The sequence below is a fragment of the Selenomonas sp. oral taxon 138 str. F0429 genome, assembly GCF_000318175.2.
GTDB classification, from domain to species: Bacteria; Bacillota; Negativicutes; order Selenomonadales; family Selenomonadaceae; genus Centipeda; species Centipeda timonae.
Genome location: NZ_KB290952.1, coordinates 22,120 through 39,037, shown reverse-complemented (window position 1 = coordinate 39,037; position 16,918 = coordinate 22,120). Strand labels below are relative to the sequence as shown.

21 protein-coding genes are annotated in these 16,918 nt (G+C 58.8%); all 21 read left to right on the top strand.

Annotated features, from left to right (window positions below; translation table 11 throughout):
* Positions 1–13: 13 nt before the first annotated feature.
* The 21 genes from HMPREF9163_RS12610 to HMPREF9163_RS10040 all read left to right on the top strand — a co-directional run bounded on the left by HMPREF9163_RS12610 (position 14) and on the right by HMPREF9163_RS10040 (position 16,664).
* Positions 14–1,036: a hypothetical protein gene (locus HMPREF9163_RS12610; RefSeq protein WP_009441691.1), complete on the top strand. Its 1,023-nt coding sequence runs from the start codon at positions 14–16 to the stop codon at positions 1,034–1,036.
* Positions 1,037–1,042: 6 nt separating this feature from the next.
* The gene (locus tag HMPREF9163_RS12605; protein WP_009441690.1) at positions 1,043–1,618 is read left to right on the top strand and encodes a hypothetical protein; all 576 of its coding nucleotides are present in this window, start codon (positions 1,043–1,045) and stop codon (positions 1,616–1,618) included.
* A gap of 2 nt (positions 1,619–1,620) precedes the next feature.
* The gene (locus tag HMPREF9163_RS10125; protein ID WP_009441689.1) at positions 1,621–2,481 is read left to right on the top strand and encodes an RAMP superfamily CRISPR-associated protein; all 861 of its coding nucleotides are present in this window, start codon (positions 1,621–1,623) and stop codon (positions 2,479–2,481) included.
* Positions 2,478–4,076 (top strand): hypothetical protein, encoded by a 1,599-nt coding sequence (locus HMPREF9163_RS10120; protein WP_009441688.1) that lies wholly within the window; start codon positions 2,478–2,480, stop codon positions 4,074–4,076. Before HMPREF9163_RS10125 ends, HMPREF9163_RS10120 begins: the two co-directional genes overlap by 4 nt.
* Positions 4,073–5,452 (top strand): RAMP superfamily CRISPR-associated protein, encoded by a 1,380-nt coding sequence (locus tag HMPREF9163_RS10115; RefSeq protein WP_009441687.1) that lies wholly within the window; start codon positions 4,073–4,075, stop codon positions 5,450–5,452. The genes HMPREF9163_RS10120 and HMPREF9163_RS10115 overlap by 4 nt, the downstream gene beginning before the upstream one ends.
* Positions 5,449–6,018, top strand: coding sequence for a CRISPR-associated protein Csx19 (gene csx19, locus HMPREF9163_RS10110; protein ID WP_009441686.1), 570 nt, complete (start codon positions 5,449–5,451; stop codon positions 6,016–6,018). The genes HMPREF9163_RS10115 and csx19 overlap by 4 nt, the downstream gene beginning before the upstream one ends.
* A gap of 1 nt (position 6,019) precedes the next feature.
* Positions 6,020–7,264 (top strand): RAMP superfamily CRISPR-associated protein, encoded by a 1,245-nt coding sequence (locus HMPREF9163_RS10105; RefSeq protein ID WP_009441685.1) that lies wholly within the window; start codon positions 6,020–6,022, stop codon positions 7,262–7,264.
* Positions 7,239–7,703 (top strand): hypothetical protein, encoded by a 465-nt coding sequence (locus HMPREF9163_RS12215; RefSeq protein ID WP_009441684.1) that lies wholly within the window; start codon positions 7,239–7,241, stop codon positions 7,701–7,703. The genes HMPREF9163_RS10105 and HMPREF9163_RS12215 overlap by 26 nt, the downstream gene beginning before the upstream one ends.
* 405 nt (positions 7,704–8,108) lie before the next feature.
* On the top strand, positions 8,109–8,363 hold the full coding sequence (gene cas2, locus HMPREF9163_RS10100; RefSeq protein ID WP_083475875.1) for a CRISPR-associated endonuclease Cas2: 255 nt from the start codon (positions 8,109–8,111) through the stop codon (positions 8,361–8,363).
* Positions 8,364–8,565: 202 nt separating this feature from the next.
* A complete protein-coding gene (gene rsmD, locus HMPREF9163_RS10095) occupies positions 8,566–9,120 on the top strand; it encodes a 16S rRNA (guanine(966)-N(2))-methyltransferase RsmD (RefSeq protein ID WP_009441680.1) in 555 nt (184 codons plus the stop codon).
* Positions 9,117–9,608, top strand: coding sequence for a pantetheine-phosphate adenylyltransferase (coaD, locus tag HMPREF9163_RS10090; protein WP_009441679.1), 492 nt, complete (start codon positions 9,117–9,119; stop codon positions 9,606–9,608). The genes rsmD and coaD overlap by 4 nt, the downstream gene beginning before the upstream one ends.
* Positions 9,609–9,644: 36 nt before the next feature.
* Entirely contained in the window at positions 9,645–10,184 is a 540-nt protein-coding gene (locus HMPREF9163_RS10085; RefSeq protein ID WP_009441678.1) for a hypothetical protein, read from the top strand.
* Positions 10,185–10,239: 55 nt separating this feature from the next.
* Positions 10,240–10,740 carry a DUF177 domain-containing protein gene (locus HMPREF9163_RS10080; RefSeq protein WP_009441677.1) on the top strand — a complete coding sequence of 167 codons (501 nt, stop codon included), beginning with the start codon at positions 10,240–10,242 and terminating at the stop codon, positions 10,738–10,740.
* Between the two features lie 15 nt (positions 10,741–10,755).
* A complete protein-coding gene (rpmF, locus tag HMPREF9163_RS10075) occupies positions 10,756–10,935 on the top strand; it encodes a 50S ribosomal protein L32 (protein WP_006306287.1) in 180 nt (59 codons plus the stop codon).
* A gap of 190 nt (positions 10,936–11,125) precedes the next feature.
* A complete protein-coding gene (gene fapR / locus HMPREF9163_RS10070) occupies positions 11,126–11,680 on the top strand; it encodes a transcription factor FapR (protein WP_037346998.1) in 555 nt (184 codons plus the stop codon).
* 32 nt (positions 11,681–11,712) lie between these two features.
* A complete protein-coding gene (gene plsX, locus HMPREF9163_RS10065) occupies positions 11,713–12,726 on the top strand; it encodes a phosphate acyltransferase PlsX (RefSeq protein WP_009441675.1) in 1,014 nt (337 codons plus the stop codon).
* Positions 12,719–13,723 carry a beta-ketoacyl-ACP synthase III gene (locus HMPREF9163_RS10060; RefSeq protein WP_037346995.1) on the top strand — a complete coding sequence of 335 codons (1,005 nt, stop codon included), beginning with the start codon at positions 12,719–12,721 and terminating at the stop codon, positions 13,721–13,723. The genes plsX and HMPREF9163_RS10060 overlap by 8 nt, the downstream gene beginning before the upstream one ends.
* Positions 13,723–14,670, top strand: coding sequence for an enoyl-[acyl-carrier-protein] reductase FabK (gene fabK, locus HMPREF9163_RS10055; RefSeq protein WP_009441673.1), 948 nt, complete (start codon positions 13,723–13,725; stop codon positions 14,668–14,670). Before HMPREF9163_RS10060 ends, fabK begins: the two co-directional genes overlap by 1 nt.
* An 11-nt stretch (positions 14,671–14,681) precedes the next feature.
* Positions 14,682–15,617 carry an ACP S-malonyltransferase gene (fabD, locus tag HMPREF9163_RS10050; RefSeq protein ID WP_009441672.1) on the top strand — a complete coding sequence of 312 codons (936 nt, stop codon included), beginning with the start codon at positions 14,682–14,684 and terminating at the stop codon, positions 15,615–15,617.
* Between the two features lie 37 nt (positions 15,618–15,654).
* Positions 15,655–16,398, top strand: a complete 744-nt coding sequence (gene fabG, locus HMPREF9163_RS10045; protein ID WP_009441671.1) for a 3-oxoacyl-[acyl-carrier-protein] reductase — start codon at positions 15,655–15,657, stop codon at positions 16,396–16,398.
* Between the two features lie 35 nt (positions 16,399–16,433).
* Complete coding sequence (locus tag HMPREF9163_RS10040; RefSeq protein WP_006689543.1) at positions 16,434–16,664, top strand: acyl carrier protein; 231 nt, start codon at positions 16,434–16,436, stop codon at positions 16,662–16,664.
* Positions 16,665–16,918: the final 254 nt, after the last annotated feature.

The following is a 16,918-nucleotide window of genomic DNA, read 5'->3' as shown; positions in this document are numbered from 1 at the left end:
AGGAGGCTGTGCAATGCGGTATAAGGCAATACTTTTTGATACACGTTCCATACAGAGCTACATCTTCTCAGGCAATCAGCTCAAGACGAACATCGGCGCATCATATCTCGTTGAGCGTGTCTTTGACGACGTACTTCTGCCAGCACTGCGGAGCGTGCTCGGCGAGGATGCTCTCGATGCCGAGACATGGATGAGCGTTGAAGAGCCACGTTGGGACGAGATGTCCACTGCGGCGCGCGTCGGCTACATCGGTGGCGGTAACGCCCTGCTCCTCTTCCGCGCGGACACGGCTGAGGAGACACTGCGCACCGTTGTCGCCACATTTACGAAACAGCTGCTCGTCCGTATGCCGGGACTGCATACAGGCGCAGCGATCGGGGAACTCGAACTTGCGGCGGACGGCAGCTTTGTGGGGGAGAAGAATCTCACGGCGCTTGTCCATGCGCTCAAGGACGGACAGAACACCATCTTCCCGTTGGTCAACGTCCCCAGCACAGGGCTGACCCTCACCTGTCAGGAGAGCGGTGAGACGGCGAACGCATGGGATGAGACCGAGCGCAGATTCTATGCATGGGAAGTCGAGATGAAACTGCGCGCTGACCGCAGAGACGGCAGAGAGGCGCCCGCAGAGGCGGAACTGATGAAAAAGCTCTCATCCGTCCTTCCTGCCGCCGATCGGGATGGCTTTCTAAACGGTTATGTCTTCCCGATGGAGTTTGCCGATCTCGGACAGCGACAGACGGAGAACGACATTGCCGTCGTCCACATCGACGGCAACAATATGGGGCGCAAATTCCAGGACTGCCGCACGCTGACCGCGCGCAAGAATATGTCGCGCGCGATCCGCAGCAAGACCATTGCCGCGTTCACCGAACTCGTTCAGAATATCATTGCGAACATTGACGTATATGAGGACGAACTCTCCATTAGATACGACAAAGAGCTGCGACGATTCCTTCCCATTCGTCCGCTCGTACTGGGCGGCGATGACATGACCTTTGTCTGTACCGCAAAGGTCGCCGTAAGCTATACGTGATTCATCATGGATCGCCTGCGGGACAGCGGCATTGCAAGCTGCGGCGGCATCACCATCATGAATACAAACTATCCTTTCTTCCGCGGCTACCAGATGGCGGAGGAACTCTGCGGCGCGGCAAAGAAGTGCATGCGCGCTCTCGAGGCAGCGGCGGGACAGGAGACAGATTCCTGCTGGCTCGACTATGCCATCCTGCACGGTGAACAGGCACCGACGCTCGATCAGTTCCGTGCCGAGGAGTATCGCGGCGCGCGCGGCGACCTGCATTTCGGTCCCTATCGTGTCGACGCATCGGCAGATGCACAGGAGAGTCTGGACGCACTGCTCTCCTGCGTGCGGGGCATGCGTGCGCTCCCGCGCAGCAAGGTCAAGGAACTTCGCCGCGTTCTCGCCTACGGAGAGCATGAGCAGCGACAGTTCATGGCGCAGCTTGCGCATCTCCGCAAGAGCGACCCAGGGATGCGGCTGCCAAGCGTGTCTGCATGGCAGCCATACGAGGAGACGCTCTGGGCGGAAGGCAGGACGCCCTACGTCGACGCGATCGAACTCATGGATTATACCCTTGTGGATGAGGAGGTGTGAGCATGGCGAAGAAAAAAGCGGCAGACAGACGACGCGAAATGAATCAGAGACGTGAGCAGAATCGCATCCTGACTGCGGAGAAAAACAAGGCGGACGAGAGAGCGGAAGAGCGCAGACAATGGGATGAATCCATACGCATTCCTGCTATCCAGTACGAACCTGCCGCACAGATCAGGGACATAGACGCAAAAGCGCCGATCGAGGTCGTCATCGAGACGTTTTCGCCCCTGCATCTCGGAGCAGGACGCGCCGACATCCATGTTGACGCGGACGTCGTGCAGGACGATGTCGGACTCCCGTATTTTCCGGCGAAGCGGTTCAAGGGATTGCTCTACGAGAGCGGACGCGAGGTCGCCGAGATGGCAGAGGCATCGGGACTCGTGCTCTTTGATCGGGTGGCGCTCGATTGTCTCTTTCAGCGTGGGTGCGAAAGAAAGGTGCAGCTCGTTGTCTCGAATCTCCGTTTGAGCGAATACGAGCGGATTCATGATGATCTTCAATACCTTGAGGAGCGCTATCCGTCCATCTTTCGTCCGGCGGACATCCTCAATCACTATGCGGGGCTGCGCTGGCAGACCGCGATCGATCGTGAGACAGGCACGGCAAAGACGACCTCGCTGCACAATATGCGCGTCATCGAGAAGGGGAAGACATTCCGCGGGGAGCTCCGTCTCCTTGACGGGACCATAGCGGAGCTGAGCATCCTCGCGCTCGCTGCGCGCAACCTTTCGCAGTGCGGAGGAAAGCGCACGCGCGGCTTCGGCAGGATTGGCTGTACGCTCAGACAGGGGGGCAGGGACATCCTCGCCCCGCTGGTGGAACGCGCGCTGAAAAACAGCGGACAGAAAGGGGGCAAACGATGATGCAGGCAATGAACATCCGAATCAAGACACTGTCGCCCGTCATCCTCTCCGCACTCGGTCATGCGTCCGTCATGACTGCGACGCACGACTTTTTCAGCGGCTCTGTTCTGCGCGGCATCCTCGCGGCACGATTCATAGAGAAGCAGAAACTCGACAAAATGGCGCATACGGATGCGGACTTCATGCGGCTCTTTTACGGTGACCTGCGCTTTGTCGATGCCTATCCCGTTGATCCCGAGACGGGAGCGCGTGCGATCGTATTGCCGTTCTCAGTGCAGCGCAGCAAAGACGAGCGGGAGATCAGAGACCTCCTGCAGAAGGGCACGGAACTCGCGCCCGGCTTCAAGGGGATGAAGGGCTTTGCTGCCGCAGCGGACGGCGTGCTCCGTCCCGTTAAGGTGCGAAAGAACATCACCCTCCACATGAGCCGCACCGACCTGAAGGATGACAGCGGGATGGAACGCCTCGCGGGAAAGAGCCGGAGCAGCGGCATCTACAACTACGAATCCATTGCGGCAGGACAGCGTTTCGAGGGGGTTATCTATGGAGCATCAGAGCTGCTCGCGCAGCTCCGCGATGTGCTCGGGACGCAGTTCACCTGCTACGCGGGACGGTCAAAGTACACCCAGTACGGGCAATGCGAGGTCACGCTCACGCAGCCGCAGGACATTCCTGAGGAGGATGCACCGCAGGGCGAACGTCTCTGCATCCGTCTCGAGACCCCCCTCCTCCCGAGCACAGGAATCCCAGGCGATGCCGCGTCCATGCTCGCAGAGATCGTCACAGCCCTCAACGAAAAGACGAGCGGCGGCTTCTCCCTGTTCGAAGAGCCGCGCAGCATCTTTGCAAAAGAAGCGGAGATCGACAACTTTGTCGGCCAGTGGTGCATGAAGCGTCCGCGTGAGACAGGGCTTGCCGCAGGTACCGTTTTTGCGCTTGAGAAGGCGGGCGGCTGGCAGGACGGCGATGCAGAGGCGCTGTGCACCGTCCTCTATGAGGGCGTCGGACGCCGTCGCGCAGAGGGATTCGGTCAGCTGCGCTTGTGGGACGGCAGAGATATCCGCCGCGCGGAGAAGATGGAGCGCAACGCCGTAAAGCCGCGTGAACTTGGCGCAGAGGCGAAGAAGATCGCAGCAGCAATCCTCACCGCACACATTGTCGAGCAGATCCGCGTGTTTGCCTCCATGGATGTCGAAACAGCGCGCATTTCGAGCGGTGCGCGGCACGCGCTCTCGCGTTTGGAGCAGGAGCTCGGCACGAGATCGGATGGGGCGATCAGCCGCATGCAGGAGTTTGCGGCCTCGATGCAGGGGAAAAAGACGCCCCTCGGAAAGATGATGACGGGTATTCGGGTGAACGGGATATCGCTGCTTGCTTACTTCCATGAGAAAAACATCGCAGACATGCCATATTTCCTCAGAGGAAAGGAGCTCCTGCGCAGCGAAGTGGGAGATATCGCAGACGAGCTTGGCATAGCGCATGGGATCGAGGGCATCCTGCGTGCAGATCAGGTGTTTTACGCATACTGGCACGCATTCTTCCGCTTTGCACGCAAGCGGGCGGGGCAGACTGAGGAAGGAGGAACAGAGGTATGAGTACGAACGCGAATCCGGCACGAATCTTGAAACGCATCACGGTGAAGGGAAAACTCCGTCTCGAGACTCCCCTCCTCATCGGCGAGGGAGAGAGCGGGGAGGAGCGTGGCGATCGGGACATCCATGTGCTCCGCAGCAAGGATGGAACGCCATTCATCCCCGGCACATCGCTCGCGGGCGCACTGCGCAGCCTCGTTGAGGAGGATGCGCCGCGTGTTGCACAGCTTCTCTTTGGCACAGAGCATGATGCGAAGGGCATCGATGAACTGCAGAGCGCCGTCTCCCTCTACGATGTCGAGCTCACGGGAGCGAAACTCGGCATCCGCGACGGCGTCCGCATCGACGGCATCACGGGTACGACCGTTCCGCATGGCAAATACGACTACGAGATCGTAGAGAGCGGAGCGACCGGCATATTCTACGCCGAGATCGTTCAGCGCGCCGTGCATGAAAGCGAGGAGTCGGCACTGCGGAGCGTACTCGCACGACTGCGCGAGCGGCTCATCGGAGGCTTCCACGTCGGCGCACTCACCACCAAGGGCTTTGGCAGAATGCGCCTTGAGGGCATGGCAGTGCACTGCTACGATTTTTCCAAACCAGAGGACGTCATAGCGTGGCTGAGACCAGAGCGCGGCTGTGCATTGCAGCACTTGGTGACGCTCCCCGATGAAGAAGCGTCGCACTCCGTCTATATCCCGCAGGACTTCATGATCGAGGCGGACTTTGCCCTCGCGGGATCGCTCATCGTGCGCGACTACGAGGACGCAAATAAAATGGTGGAGGATAGCAACGAGAAGACCCCCGATGCCCTCATGAAGAAGAACTCGGCGGGGCAGTACATCATCCCCGGCACGAGCCTCAAGGGCGTGCTCCGTCACCGTGCAGAATACATCCTCCATGCGCTCGGCAAAGACCCGCATCCACTGGACGAGCTGATGGGAACCGTGAGCGGCGAGACGAAACGGCGCAGTCGCTTCATCGTCGAGGAGGCGGTCGTTGAGGGGAACACCCATCGGCAAATGCGCATCCGAGGCAATCGCTTCACAGGCGGCACCATCTCTGCGGCGCTCTTCTCGAGCATGCCCGTATGGCAGGAGACGCGTGGCGCGCGCGCCGTTACCCTGCGGTTCGGCGCACGCCGTGCGAGCGAATGGGAGGCGGGACTCTGCCTCCTCCTGCTCAAAGACCTCTGGCTCGGGCGCACGGCGATCGGCGGGGAGAAATCCATCGGGCGCGGCACCCTCGAGGGACTGTGCGCCTCCATTCACTACTGTGGACGGACATGGGAACTGACCCCGGGGCAGCCGCTCGATGAAAATGCGGCGCGGGAATTGCAGACATTTGTAACAGCATTGAGCGAGGAGGCGGGCGTATGAGTGCGGAACTTGCATTGAACCCCCTGCGCATCTGTGCGGGGACGAGCAGATCGGACAGCTGTGCACTCCGCATCTCGGTGGAGGACATTGTGGGCGAACTTGTGCGTCGCGGCATACAGGACGCAACCGTCATCCTCTGGCAGGTCGATCAGATCCGCTGTGGGACGTGGCGCAATGGCGCATTCCACTTTGCGGATGAGCGTCCCTTGGATGCGGCGCTGCTCGTCGAACTGCGCGTCTTCGATTCCGCGTGTGAACTTCGTCTGCGCCGCGAGGACAGCGAACTCCTTGGGCGGTTTCGGCAGGACGGCACAGGCGAGCCCGTCGAATACGTCGACAGCATGGCGCGGCTCATGGGAGAGCGCGAAGATCAGGGCGCATGGATGACCCTGCGTGACCGCGAACGCAAACTCAAGCTCACAATGCCTGCGCTGACGGAGTCCTGTCGTTACGTCGGACTCGTCACGCGCAGCTACATCGGCATCCACGAAAAGACCGCCCAGGCAGGCTACATCGATGACCGCTTCCTTGCCATCGTGCCGGCGGACATGAAAGGGGAGGAATAACATGGCGAACAGGATTGCAACCGCGCCGTACAACTTCGTATCCCTGCCGAAGGGCGTGCTCACATCGCCCATCGACAACGATGCAGCGAGCGACGAAGAGCGCATCGAGAACTATCGGCAGCACGTTCTCGCGCCCAACCGCCTCAGCGGGCGCATCGACCTCACAATCGAAACGCTGACCTCCGTATTCGTCGGCGCAGACGTTGAAACGGAGACATTCTTCTCGCCGACCGGCGTTCCCATGATCCCAGGCAGCACCATCCGCGGCACGATCAAGAACCTCTTCAAGATCGTCACCTGCAGCGCCATGCGTGGAGACGGGGAGGACTACGAAGATCGGCATCTCTATTTTCGTGCACTGGGGGGTAAAGACAACGCTGCTATTATGAGAAAAGTCTACGAGAAGCGCGCGCCGAAGGAGTATACCGAGGCGGGCTATCTCATCCGTGTGGAGGAGGAGCAGCAGTATTATATCTGCCCTGCAGAATACGACACAGTGCAGGATGCGGACAGTGTTAAAAGAAATGCCGGCTGCATATTCTGGGATGAGCCGCGCAAGGGACAGGTAACCTGCTACACCGGAAAAATGCAGAGAAAAGCGCATTACACGATTCATCATGCACCAAACTGGCAGGAGCGCATCCCCGTCCCCGCAAACATCATACAGGACTATCGTGATGACATCAGCCGCGCCGGGGTGAACATCCTTGGCTCGTCCGTGGCAAAAGTGGATGCCGCTGCCGCTGCCTTTACAGGAGACTCGGCGATCGACCTCGTCGTACCATGTTTCTATCAGGAGGAAAACGGACGGGTACAGCACTTTGGCTTCGGGCGGTTCTACCGTATTCCCTATCGGCAGAGTGTCGGCGATCATGTGATCGGCATGGGGACAGTGAAGATCGACTACACCGACGCACTCTTCGGACGCAAAGAACTCTGGGCGGGACGCCTTGCATTCAGCGATGCGCTGCCGGCAGGAGAGGTGCGCTCAGAATCCGCCGCCTATCCGAAGGTGCTCGGTGAGCCGAAGCCGACCTCCATGCAGCTCTATCTCGAACAGGAGAACGGCACGCAGCTCGCCCATTGGGACACTCCCAATGCCTGCATCCGAGGCTATAAACTCTACTGGCATCAGAAGAACAAAACGAAGTGGCAGAATGACGTGCAGCAAGCGACCAAGGTCTCAAAGACGCGCATCACCCCCCGTTCAGGCAGGCTCCGTGTTCCACGGGAGTATTCGATTTGAGCGCCTGTCCGAGGACGAGCTTGGCGCCCTGCTGAAAGTGCTGCGCATCGGCGGCAATGACCTCTGCTGTAAAATTGGCAAGGGGAAATCCATCGGGCTTGGCAGCGTTCGCATCACCGCACGGCTGATCCGCACCGACACGGAGGATTCCTATCGTCACGCCTTTGACAGCACGGGCGTTTGGAACAGAGCCGAGCGCGAGGAGCCGATGGATGCCTACATCGCAGCCTTTGATCGGGAACTGGGCGAGCGACTGGATGCGGGTGTCCACAATCGGTATCGGAACGCTATGGCGGAGCTCTCCCACATGCTCGACTGGAAGACGACCACGATCCCCGATTGGGAGAAGAAAACACGGACAATGACCACCGACGACCCCGATCACCCCTTTCAAAATCGTTGGATTTTGCCAAATGCACTGGAGGTGAAGGAGACGTAAAAAATAAAAAGAATCTGTGAAAACGGATTGCAAGATCACGGATTCTCTGCTATGATACAGACATGGTGCAAAAAAGTGGAAAATGCGACGGCGATGCCGCGAAGCCGCATTCTACCGTCGCGATTTTCCATTTTGGCGCAACCCTGCGCCGCACAAGGGAAGACGCCGATTGACGCCGCGATTTTTCGGTGAAAATGCCGCCCCATAAGGGGGAAACGGCACAAAAAATCGACGACTTTCCAAAACACCCTCTCGCCCCGCGCGGGACAAGGGCTGCGAGCGACGGAGTTGCACCACATATAATGCTGCGTGCGGCATTGAAACGTAAAAGTCTTTACCGAGAGGGGCATAAGCTTTCCCATTGCACCACATTCATGCCATATACGGTATTTTCCAATGAAATAAATTATTTGCTACGACATCAAGGAAGATCGCGCCCGTGCCCGTGTTGTGAAGTATCTCGAAGCACGGGCACTTCGCGTGCAGTACAGCGTGTTTACCTGCCGGGCATCGGCGGTACAGATGGAGGAGATGCGCACCGAACTTCTCCGCCTTCTGCGCACGGCGAATGTGCCGCTGCTCCTCATCGCTCCACTCTGCCGTGCCTGCGAGCAGGCTGTGTGGATGCACGGTAAGCCGCTCGAGGAGGATGTGGATTGATGCCTTTGTTGCGTCGTTTGCGCAGAAGCTGCGCAAGGGCGTTCATGAGGATTCGTGCCCGAGCCTGTCCCCATCTTGACGGATGGGGATTTTTCTTTTGTCGGCAAAGCATTTTCCGTTCCCTGCATTGCCATAGGTTGAAATACGAATGCAAATTGTGGTAAAATAGGAAAGCCTACAGTAGAATAACGGGAGGAATGCAATGCGGATCATTACGGGCAGTGCGCGCGGCGTACGTCTGAAAGCCCCTGCAGGGGATGGCACGCGTCCGACGGCTGACCGCACGCGCGAGGCGCTCTTCAGTATGCTGGGTGCACGCGTCTATGATGCGCGCGTGCTCGATCTCTTCGCGGGGACGGGGGCGCTCTCACTCGAATCACTCTCGCGCGGGGCGGCGCACGCCGTGCTCGTGGATCGCACGACACATGCGATTCTCGTGGAGAATGCACAGCGGACGAAGCTCGCGGCACGCGTGCAGCTTCGTCGCGGCGATGTCTATGGGCAGGTCGCGGCGCTCGCACGAGAGGGGCGCACGTTCGATCTTATCTTCGCCGATCCGCCGTATGCACGCGGAGATAATGCGCGCGTGCTTGCTGCGCTGGATGCGGGCGCGTTGCTCGCTGCAGACGGGCTCTTCGTGCTCGAGCAGGGCGCAGGGGAGCAGATCGTCGAGCGGAGCGGCAGCCTCTCGCTCATGCGTGAGCGGTGCTATGGCGCAGCACGCATCTGTTTTTATACGCAGGAGGTGCAGGAATGAGACGTGCGGTGTTTGCCGGCAGCTTTGACCCCGTAACCACGGGACATATCGATATTGTAGAGCGCGCCGCCGCGATGTTTGACGAGCTCATTGTCTGCATTTTTCACAATGTCCAGAAGGAGGGCTGTTTCCCTCTGGATGACCGCATTCAGTTTCTGCGGGAGGCGACCTCCCACGTGCCGAATGCGCGCGTGGATGTGTTCTCGGGTCTCCTGACGGACTATATGAAGCAGCAGAATGCGCGCGTTGTTGTGCGAGGTCTGCGCTCGGTGAAGGACTTCGAGTATGAGGAGAATCACGCGTCAATGGTGCGCCACCTCATGCCGGAGAGCGATACGATTTTTTTGCTGACGCGCCCCGACCTGACCTTTGTCAGTTCCTCGGGCGTGCGTGAGCTGATCCGCTTCCGCGGGCCGGTGCAGGGGATTGTGCCGCCGTCGGTGGAGCGGGCGATATTGAAGCTGTATGGAAAGCCTCCTCGGGGATAATACTCTCGAGGCTGCGAAGGAAAAGGAGATAGATTTATGGCAGTTGTGGATACGCTGAAAAAGCTCGAAGATCTGGTCGCGGATGCATCTCACCTCCCCTTCAGCGACAAGGCTCTTGTGAATGACGATGAAATTGTGCACCTCGTGGAGGAGCTGCGCATGGATCTCCCGAAGGAGCTGAACCGCGCGGCGGAGATCATGCAGGAGCAGGAGAGCATCATCACGCGTGCGCGCGAGGAAGCGAAGGATATCGTCGATTCTGCGCAGGCGCGTGCAAACCAGATGCTCGAGGACAGCGAGATCGTCATTCAGGCGAAGGAGCGCGCGCGTGCGATCATGCAACAGACACAGGATCAGGCGCGTGAGATCATGGAGCAGGCGCAGACAGGTGCCGCACGTCTCCAGAGTGATGCGGATGCCTATGCAAATCAGGTGTTCGAGCAGCTGATCGCCCATGTCGGCAGCACGTTCAAGGGCGTTCAGCAGGCGGAGATGGGGCTGAATCAGGCGATGAATGTCCTCCGTACGGCAAAGGCACAGATGAATGCGCCGCAGGATGAGGTGTCGGAACTCTGAAAACGCTCCTTGACAATGCCGATAACCGCCGCTATAATGTGAAAGGTCATGCGTCATGATGAAGCTGGATATCGCGGAGGCGACATTTCCCCTCGGGGAGAGCCGTACTTTCTCGTTTGCAGTAACGCCGGAATCCCTCGAACTGGGGGATGAAGATCGGCGTTTTCGCGGAGAGATCCGCGTGGACGGCACGCTGATGAATACGGGCTCGTCCCTGCGCGCAGCGGGAACGGTTCGCGCGCATCGAGCTTTCGTCTGTGACCGCTGCCTCGCCGAGGGGGAGCGGGAGATTGCGCTTGACTTTTCTGAGGACTATGCGAAGACTCCGGGAGAAACGGATGAGGCGGTACTCTACGATGGCGAGACCATTGTTTTGGACGACCTCGTACGTGACACCCTCCTTGTGGCTGAGCCGCTGCGTGAGCTGTGTAAGTCTGATTGCAAGGGGCTCTGTCCGGTCTGCGGGCAGAACCTGAACGAGGGACAGTGCGACTGTGATACGTTCGTACCAGACCCCCGACTGGCGGCTTTAGAGAGCCTATTGAAAAATGATTAAGGAGGTGTATCCAAAGTGGCAGTACCAAAGAGAAAGACATCGAAAGCGCGCCGCGACCGTCGTCGTGCAAACTGGAAGCTCGAAGCGCCGCACTATGTATCGTGCCCGCAGTGTCATGAGCCGAAGCTCCCGCACCATGTGTGCATGGAATGCGGCTATTATGACGGAAAGCCTGTGGCCGAGGCGGCTGAATGAGAACCATGCGGAGCTGTTGCAAGAAGTCTGTGGACTTTTTGCGGCAGCTCTTTTATTTTTTAATCATTTCCTCTTGCAATTTTTTTTAGTACCTAGTATAATGCGTTCATGCTGATAGCAGCAGGTGCTAAAAATAACGAATTTATGAATGCGGGAGCTTGCGCATAAGTTCGGGGAGAGGAGTGGTGTGATGACGGAGAAGAAGCGACGGCGGCAGGAGACGCTCGTCATGGCAGTGCGGAAGGAACCGTTCCTGACAGATGAGGCACTGGCGAAGAAACTTGCCGTGAGCGTGCAGACGGTGCGCCTTGACCGCACGGAGCTCGGGATTCCGGAACTGCGCGCCCGCGTGCGCACGCTTGCAGAGAATGCGCGCGAGAAGGTGCGCGCCATTCCGCACACCGAGGTGATCGGCGATCTCCTCTCACTCGAACTGGGCGTACGGGGAACATCGGCGCTGCGCGTGACGGACGATCTCATCTTTGCGGACTCGGAGATTGCGCGCGGGACGGCACTCTTCTCTCAGGCAAACTCGCTCGCACTCGCCATCATCGACGCTCCTGTCGCGATGACGGGTGTCGCCAATGTGAAATACAAGACGCCGATCAAGAAGGGCGATACGGTCATCGCACATGCGGAGATCGTAAAGGTGCGCGGCAATAAGATCTTTGTCTGGGTCAAGACGTACCGCGAGGACAAAGAGGTCTTTCGCGCAAAATTTATTGTAGTATCCCTCCAGCGGTGAGGGAATAGCAGCAAGGGAGAAGGGAGCGCAGGATGCGTATAGCGGTCGATGCGATGGGCGGTGATTTCGCCCCGAAGGAGATTGTACGCGGTGCGGTGGAAGCAGCGAAGAAATACGACTGCGAGATCGTACTGGTCGGCGATGAGAAGCAGATTCGTGCAGAGCTGCACGGCGAAGATCCTGCGTCGTTGCGCATCTCCATCGTACACGCCTCCGAGGTGATCGGCATGAACGAGCATCCCGCAGAGGCGGTGCGCTCGAAGAAGGACTCCTCTGTTGTGGTTGCAACGCGTCTTGTGAAGGACGGCAGCTGCGACGCGGTCTTCTCCGCAGGCTCAACGGGCGCTGCTGTTGCGGCGGCACAGCTCATCCTGCACCGCATCCGCGGCGTTGGACGCCCCGCCATTGCAACGCCGATGCCGACCCCGGACGGTGTGACGCTCATGCTCGACTCGGGTGCGAACGTGGACTCAAAGCCCGAGCACCTTGTCCAGAGTGGGGTCATGGGCTCGCTCTACGCGCAGTATGTCTTCGGTATCGAACACCCACGCGTCGGCCTCCTCAACATTGGAGAGGAGGAGACGAAGGGCAATGAGCAGGTGAAGGAGACCTATCAGCTGCTCAAAGTCGAGCCGAACATCCACTTCTGCGGCAACGCCGAGGGACGCGATGTGCCCAAGGGAAATTTCGACGTCGTCATTTGTGATGGATTTGTCGGGAATGTTGTGCTAAAATTTGCAGAGGGGCTTGCGAAAACAATTCTTGGACTCATTCAGGAGGAGATTCGTGGGGCGGGGCTGATGGCGAAGCTCGGCGCGCTCCTCCTCATGCCGACGCTCCGGCGTCTCGGCAAGCGGCTCGATGTGAGGGAGTACGGCGGCGCGCCGCTCCTCGGTGTGAACGGTTGCTGTGTGATCGGTCACGGCTCCTCGGATGCGAAATCCGTTGCGAGTGCGATCGGTGTGACTGTGGACTATGTGAATGGAAAAGTGCTGGATCAGATCCGTGATGCTCTGGCAAAGGAGGGGGATTCGGATCGTGCCTAAGATCAGTGCAGGCATCCTCGGAACGGGCTACTACGTTCCGGAGCGGGTGCTGACGAATTTCGACCTTGAGAAGATGGTTCAGACGAACGATGCGTGGATTGTGGAGCGCACGGGCATTCATGAGCGGCGCATTGCCGCAGAGGGAGAGCCGGTCTCCGTGCTCGCACAGCGTGCGGCAGAGATGGCGCTTGCGGATGCAGGTGTGGATGCTGCGGATCTGGATCTCATCATCATGGCGACGCTCACCTCGGACAGGATCATCCCGTCGACGGCGTGCGTTCTGCAGGATCGCCTCGGGGCGAAACATGCAGCGGCGTTTGACCTCTCGGCGGCGTGCTCGGGCTTTGTCTATGCGGCCTCCATCGCCGCGCAGTTCATCGAGAGCGGCGTCTACCGCCACGTGCTTGTGATTGGCGGCGAGACGCTGTCGAAGGTCGTGGACTGGGAGGATCGCAATACCTGCATCCTCTTTGGCGACGGCGCAGGTGCAGCTGTCTTTGGGGCGGTCGAGGAGGGCTACGGCATCCGTGCCTTTGATCTCGGCAGTGACGGCTCGGGCGGCGATGCTCTTGACATTCCCTCGAGCGGCAGTCTGCGTCCCGTGACCCCAGAGACGATTGAGCAGCGTCTCAACTTCGTCCACATGGACGGCAAGGCGGTCTTCCGCTTTGCAACGAAGGTTATGGGACGGACGGTGGAGACCTCTCTCGAACGCGCAGGAATGCAGCGGGAGGATCTTGACTACCTCGTCCCACATCAGGCGAATATCCGTATTATCCAGGCGGCAGCCAAGCGACTTGACATGCCGATGGACAAGGTTATTATAAATATTCATCGTTACGGCAATATGTCTGCCGCATCCATCCCTGTCGCCCTTGCGGAGGCGGCGCACGCGCAGCAGTTCAAAAAGGGAGACAACATCGCCCTCGCAGGTTTCGGCGCGGGACTTACATGGGCATCGTGTATTATGAAGTGGGCGAAGGAGGAAAACGGTTAATGTTTGATAACAATCCGATTTGTCGGATGCTTGGCATCAAGTATCCAATCTTTCAAGGTGGTATGGCATGGATCGGCACAGCCGAGCTTGCCTCCGCCGTCTCCAATGCCGGAGGGCTTGGACTCATCGGTGCCGGACATATGCCGCCCGATGCGCTCAGGAATGAGATTCACAAGGTGAAGGGATGGACGGACAAGCCCTTCGGCGTGAATGTCATGCTCATGAGTCCCTTTGTGAAGGAAGTCATGCGGGTCGTGCTCGAGGAGCGCGTTCCTGTCATCACGACGGGGGCGGGCAATCCCGGTGAGTATGTGCCGGGACTCAAGGAGATCGGCTCGAAGGTCATCCCCGTGGTGGCGTCGGTCGCTCTCGCGCGTCGTCTCGTGCGCACGGGCGTGGATGCTGTGATCGCTGAGGGCACGGAGTCCGGCGGACACATCGGCGAGATCACGACGATGGCGCTGCTCCCACAGGTGGTGGACGCGGTGGATGTGCCCGTCATCGGTGCGGGCGGCATCGGCGATTCGCGCGGTATGGCTGCTGCGTTTGCGCTCGGTGCACAGGCGATCCAGATGGGCTCGCGCTTCGTCCTCAGCGAGGAGTGCATTGCGCATCCGAACTACAAGCAGGCTGTTTTGAAGGCAAAGGATCGCTCGACGGTCGTCACGGGGCGTTCGCTCGGACATCCCGCGCGCGTTCTCCAGAACAAGCTCTCGCGCAAGTATGAGGAGATGGAGGCGGCAGGCGCTTCGAACGAGGAGCTTGAGCAGCTCGGCGTCGGCAGCCTGCACCGTGCGACCCACGAGGGGGATGTCGACAACGGCTCCGTCATGATCGGCGAGATCTCGGGGATGCTTGCAGACGTGAAGCCTGTCAAGCAGATCATCGAGGACATTGTAAACGGTCTTCCGGGCGCATTCGACGCTGCACGCAAGACCTGTGATTGAGGTACAGGGGTATGGGAAAACTTGCATTTTTGTTCCCCGGACAGGGGGCGCAGGTCGTTGGCATGGGGAAGGACTTCTTCGATACCTATGATCTTGCAAAGAAGCGCTTTGCCGAAGCGGATGAGGCGCTCGGCTACTCCATCAGCAAGCTCTGCTTCGAGGGGCCTGCCGATCAGCTGCAGCTGACCGAGCATACGCAGCCCGCAATCCTCACGGTGGCGGTGATCGCGGCGGAGCTCCTGCGCGCAGAGGGCATTGAGCCTGAGATTGCCGCGGGGCACAGCCTCGGAGAGTATGCGGCACTCGTTGCGGCGGGCGTGCTCTCGTTCCAGGATGCTGTCGTTCTCGTGCACAAGCGCGGTGCCTATATGCAGGAAGCCGTTCCCGTGGGTGAGGGGGCGATGGCTGCGGTGATCGGGCTCGACGATGATACGATCATTGCGGTCTGCGCCGAAGCGAGTGCAGCAGGCGCCGTGCAGGCAGTCAACTTCAACTGCCCCGGACAGACTGTTATCGCAGGTACGGCGAAGGGCGTAGAGACAGCTGTGCAGCTGCTGCAGGAAAAGGGCGCGAAGAAGGCGGTCATTCTGCCCGTCTCCGCACCGTTCCACTCGACGCTGATGGAACCCGCCGCGAAAAAGCTCGCGGCAGAGCTCGACAAGGTCACGCTGCACGATGCGGCGTTCCCCGTGGTCTCGAACTATACGGGCGGACTTCAGCAGACGGCAGAGGAGATCAAGGCGAACCTCGTCGCACAGGCAGATCATCCCGTGCGCTGGATTGCGTGCGTCAACACGATGCGCGACTTTGGCGCGGATACCTATGTCGAATGCGGCCCCGGCAAGACGCTCGCGGGCTTTAACAAGCGCATCGACAAGACGCTGAAGAGCCTGAACGTCGAGAATGTGGAATCCCTGCAAAAAACACTTGACACACTAAAGAAGTAATGATTAAATGAATTCGGTGCGATTAAGGAGGAAATCCATGCTTCTTGAGGGGAAAGTTGCTCTTGTTACGGGCGGTTCTCGCGGTATTGGGCGCGCAATCGCCATCCGGCTTGCACAGGAGGGCGCAAAGGTTGCCGTCAACTATGCGGGCAATCAGGCTGCAGCCGAGGAGGTCAAGGCGATCATCGAGGAGCAGGGCGGTACGGCACTGCTCGTTCAGGCGGATGTCTCCGACAGCGCTGCCGCGACCGAGATGGTCACGCGCGTGCATGAGGAACTCGGCGGTCTCGATATTCTCGTCAACAATGCGGGCATTACGCGCGATACGCTGCTCGTCCGCATGAAGGATGAGGATTTCGATGCTGTGATCAACACGAACCTCAAAGGCATCTATGCCTGCACGAAGGCTGCTGCAAAGTTCATGACGAAGCAGCGCAGCGGGCGCATTGTCAATCTCTCCTCCGTGGTCGGCGAGATCGGCAACGTGGGGCAGACGAATTACGCTGCGGCAAAGGCGGGCGTGATCGGCTTCTCGAAGTCTGCGGCAAAGGAATTTGCGCCGCGCGGGATTACGGTCAACGTCGTTGCGCCAGGCTTTATCGACACCGATATGACAGCTGTCCTCAAGGACAGCATTCGCGAAAAGATTGCTGAGGGCATTCCGCTTGGAGCACTTGGCAAACCGGAGCATGTTGCCGATGCTGTTCTCTTCCTTGTAAGTGATGCAGCGTCGTACATTACCGGCCAGACGCTTAATGTAGACGGCGGCATGGTTATGTAGCATACAATCAATCTATTTAAAGGAGGTGAACACGCATGGCAACGTTTGACAAGGTTCGCGACATCGTCGTAGAACAGCTTGGCTCGGAGGCTGATGAAGTCACCCTCGAGTCCACCTTCATTGACGATCTTGGCGCAGATTCGCTCGACATCGTTGAGCTCATCATGGCTTTCGAGGAGGAATTCAATGTTGAAATCCCCGACGAGGCTGCTGAGAAGATTAAGACGGTTCAGGATGTCGTCAACTACATCGATCAGAACAAGTAAGACACAGTGACCTTTGGTCGCATTCGTGCACAAAACTGGTCTTTTAGGGAAATCCCGTGACAGCTCAGGCGCACGGGATTTTTCTCAAAAGACATCTATGAATTTGCATACAATCAGGGTGGGAAGCACCCTGCTGTGATACATGTGCCTCCCGACTGACGATAGAACGAGAGTTGGAGGAGGAGCCAAAACTTCTTGTGGAGAGTCAATGTTCAATGAACATGATGCTGCTGTGTGGCATACTCTCCCGATTG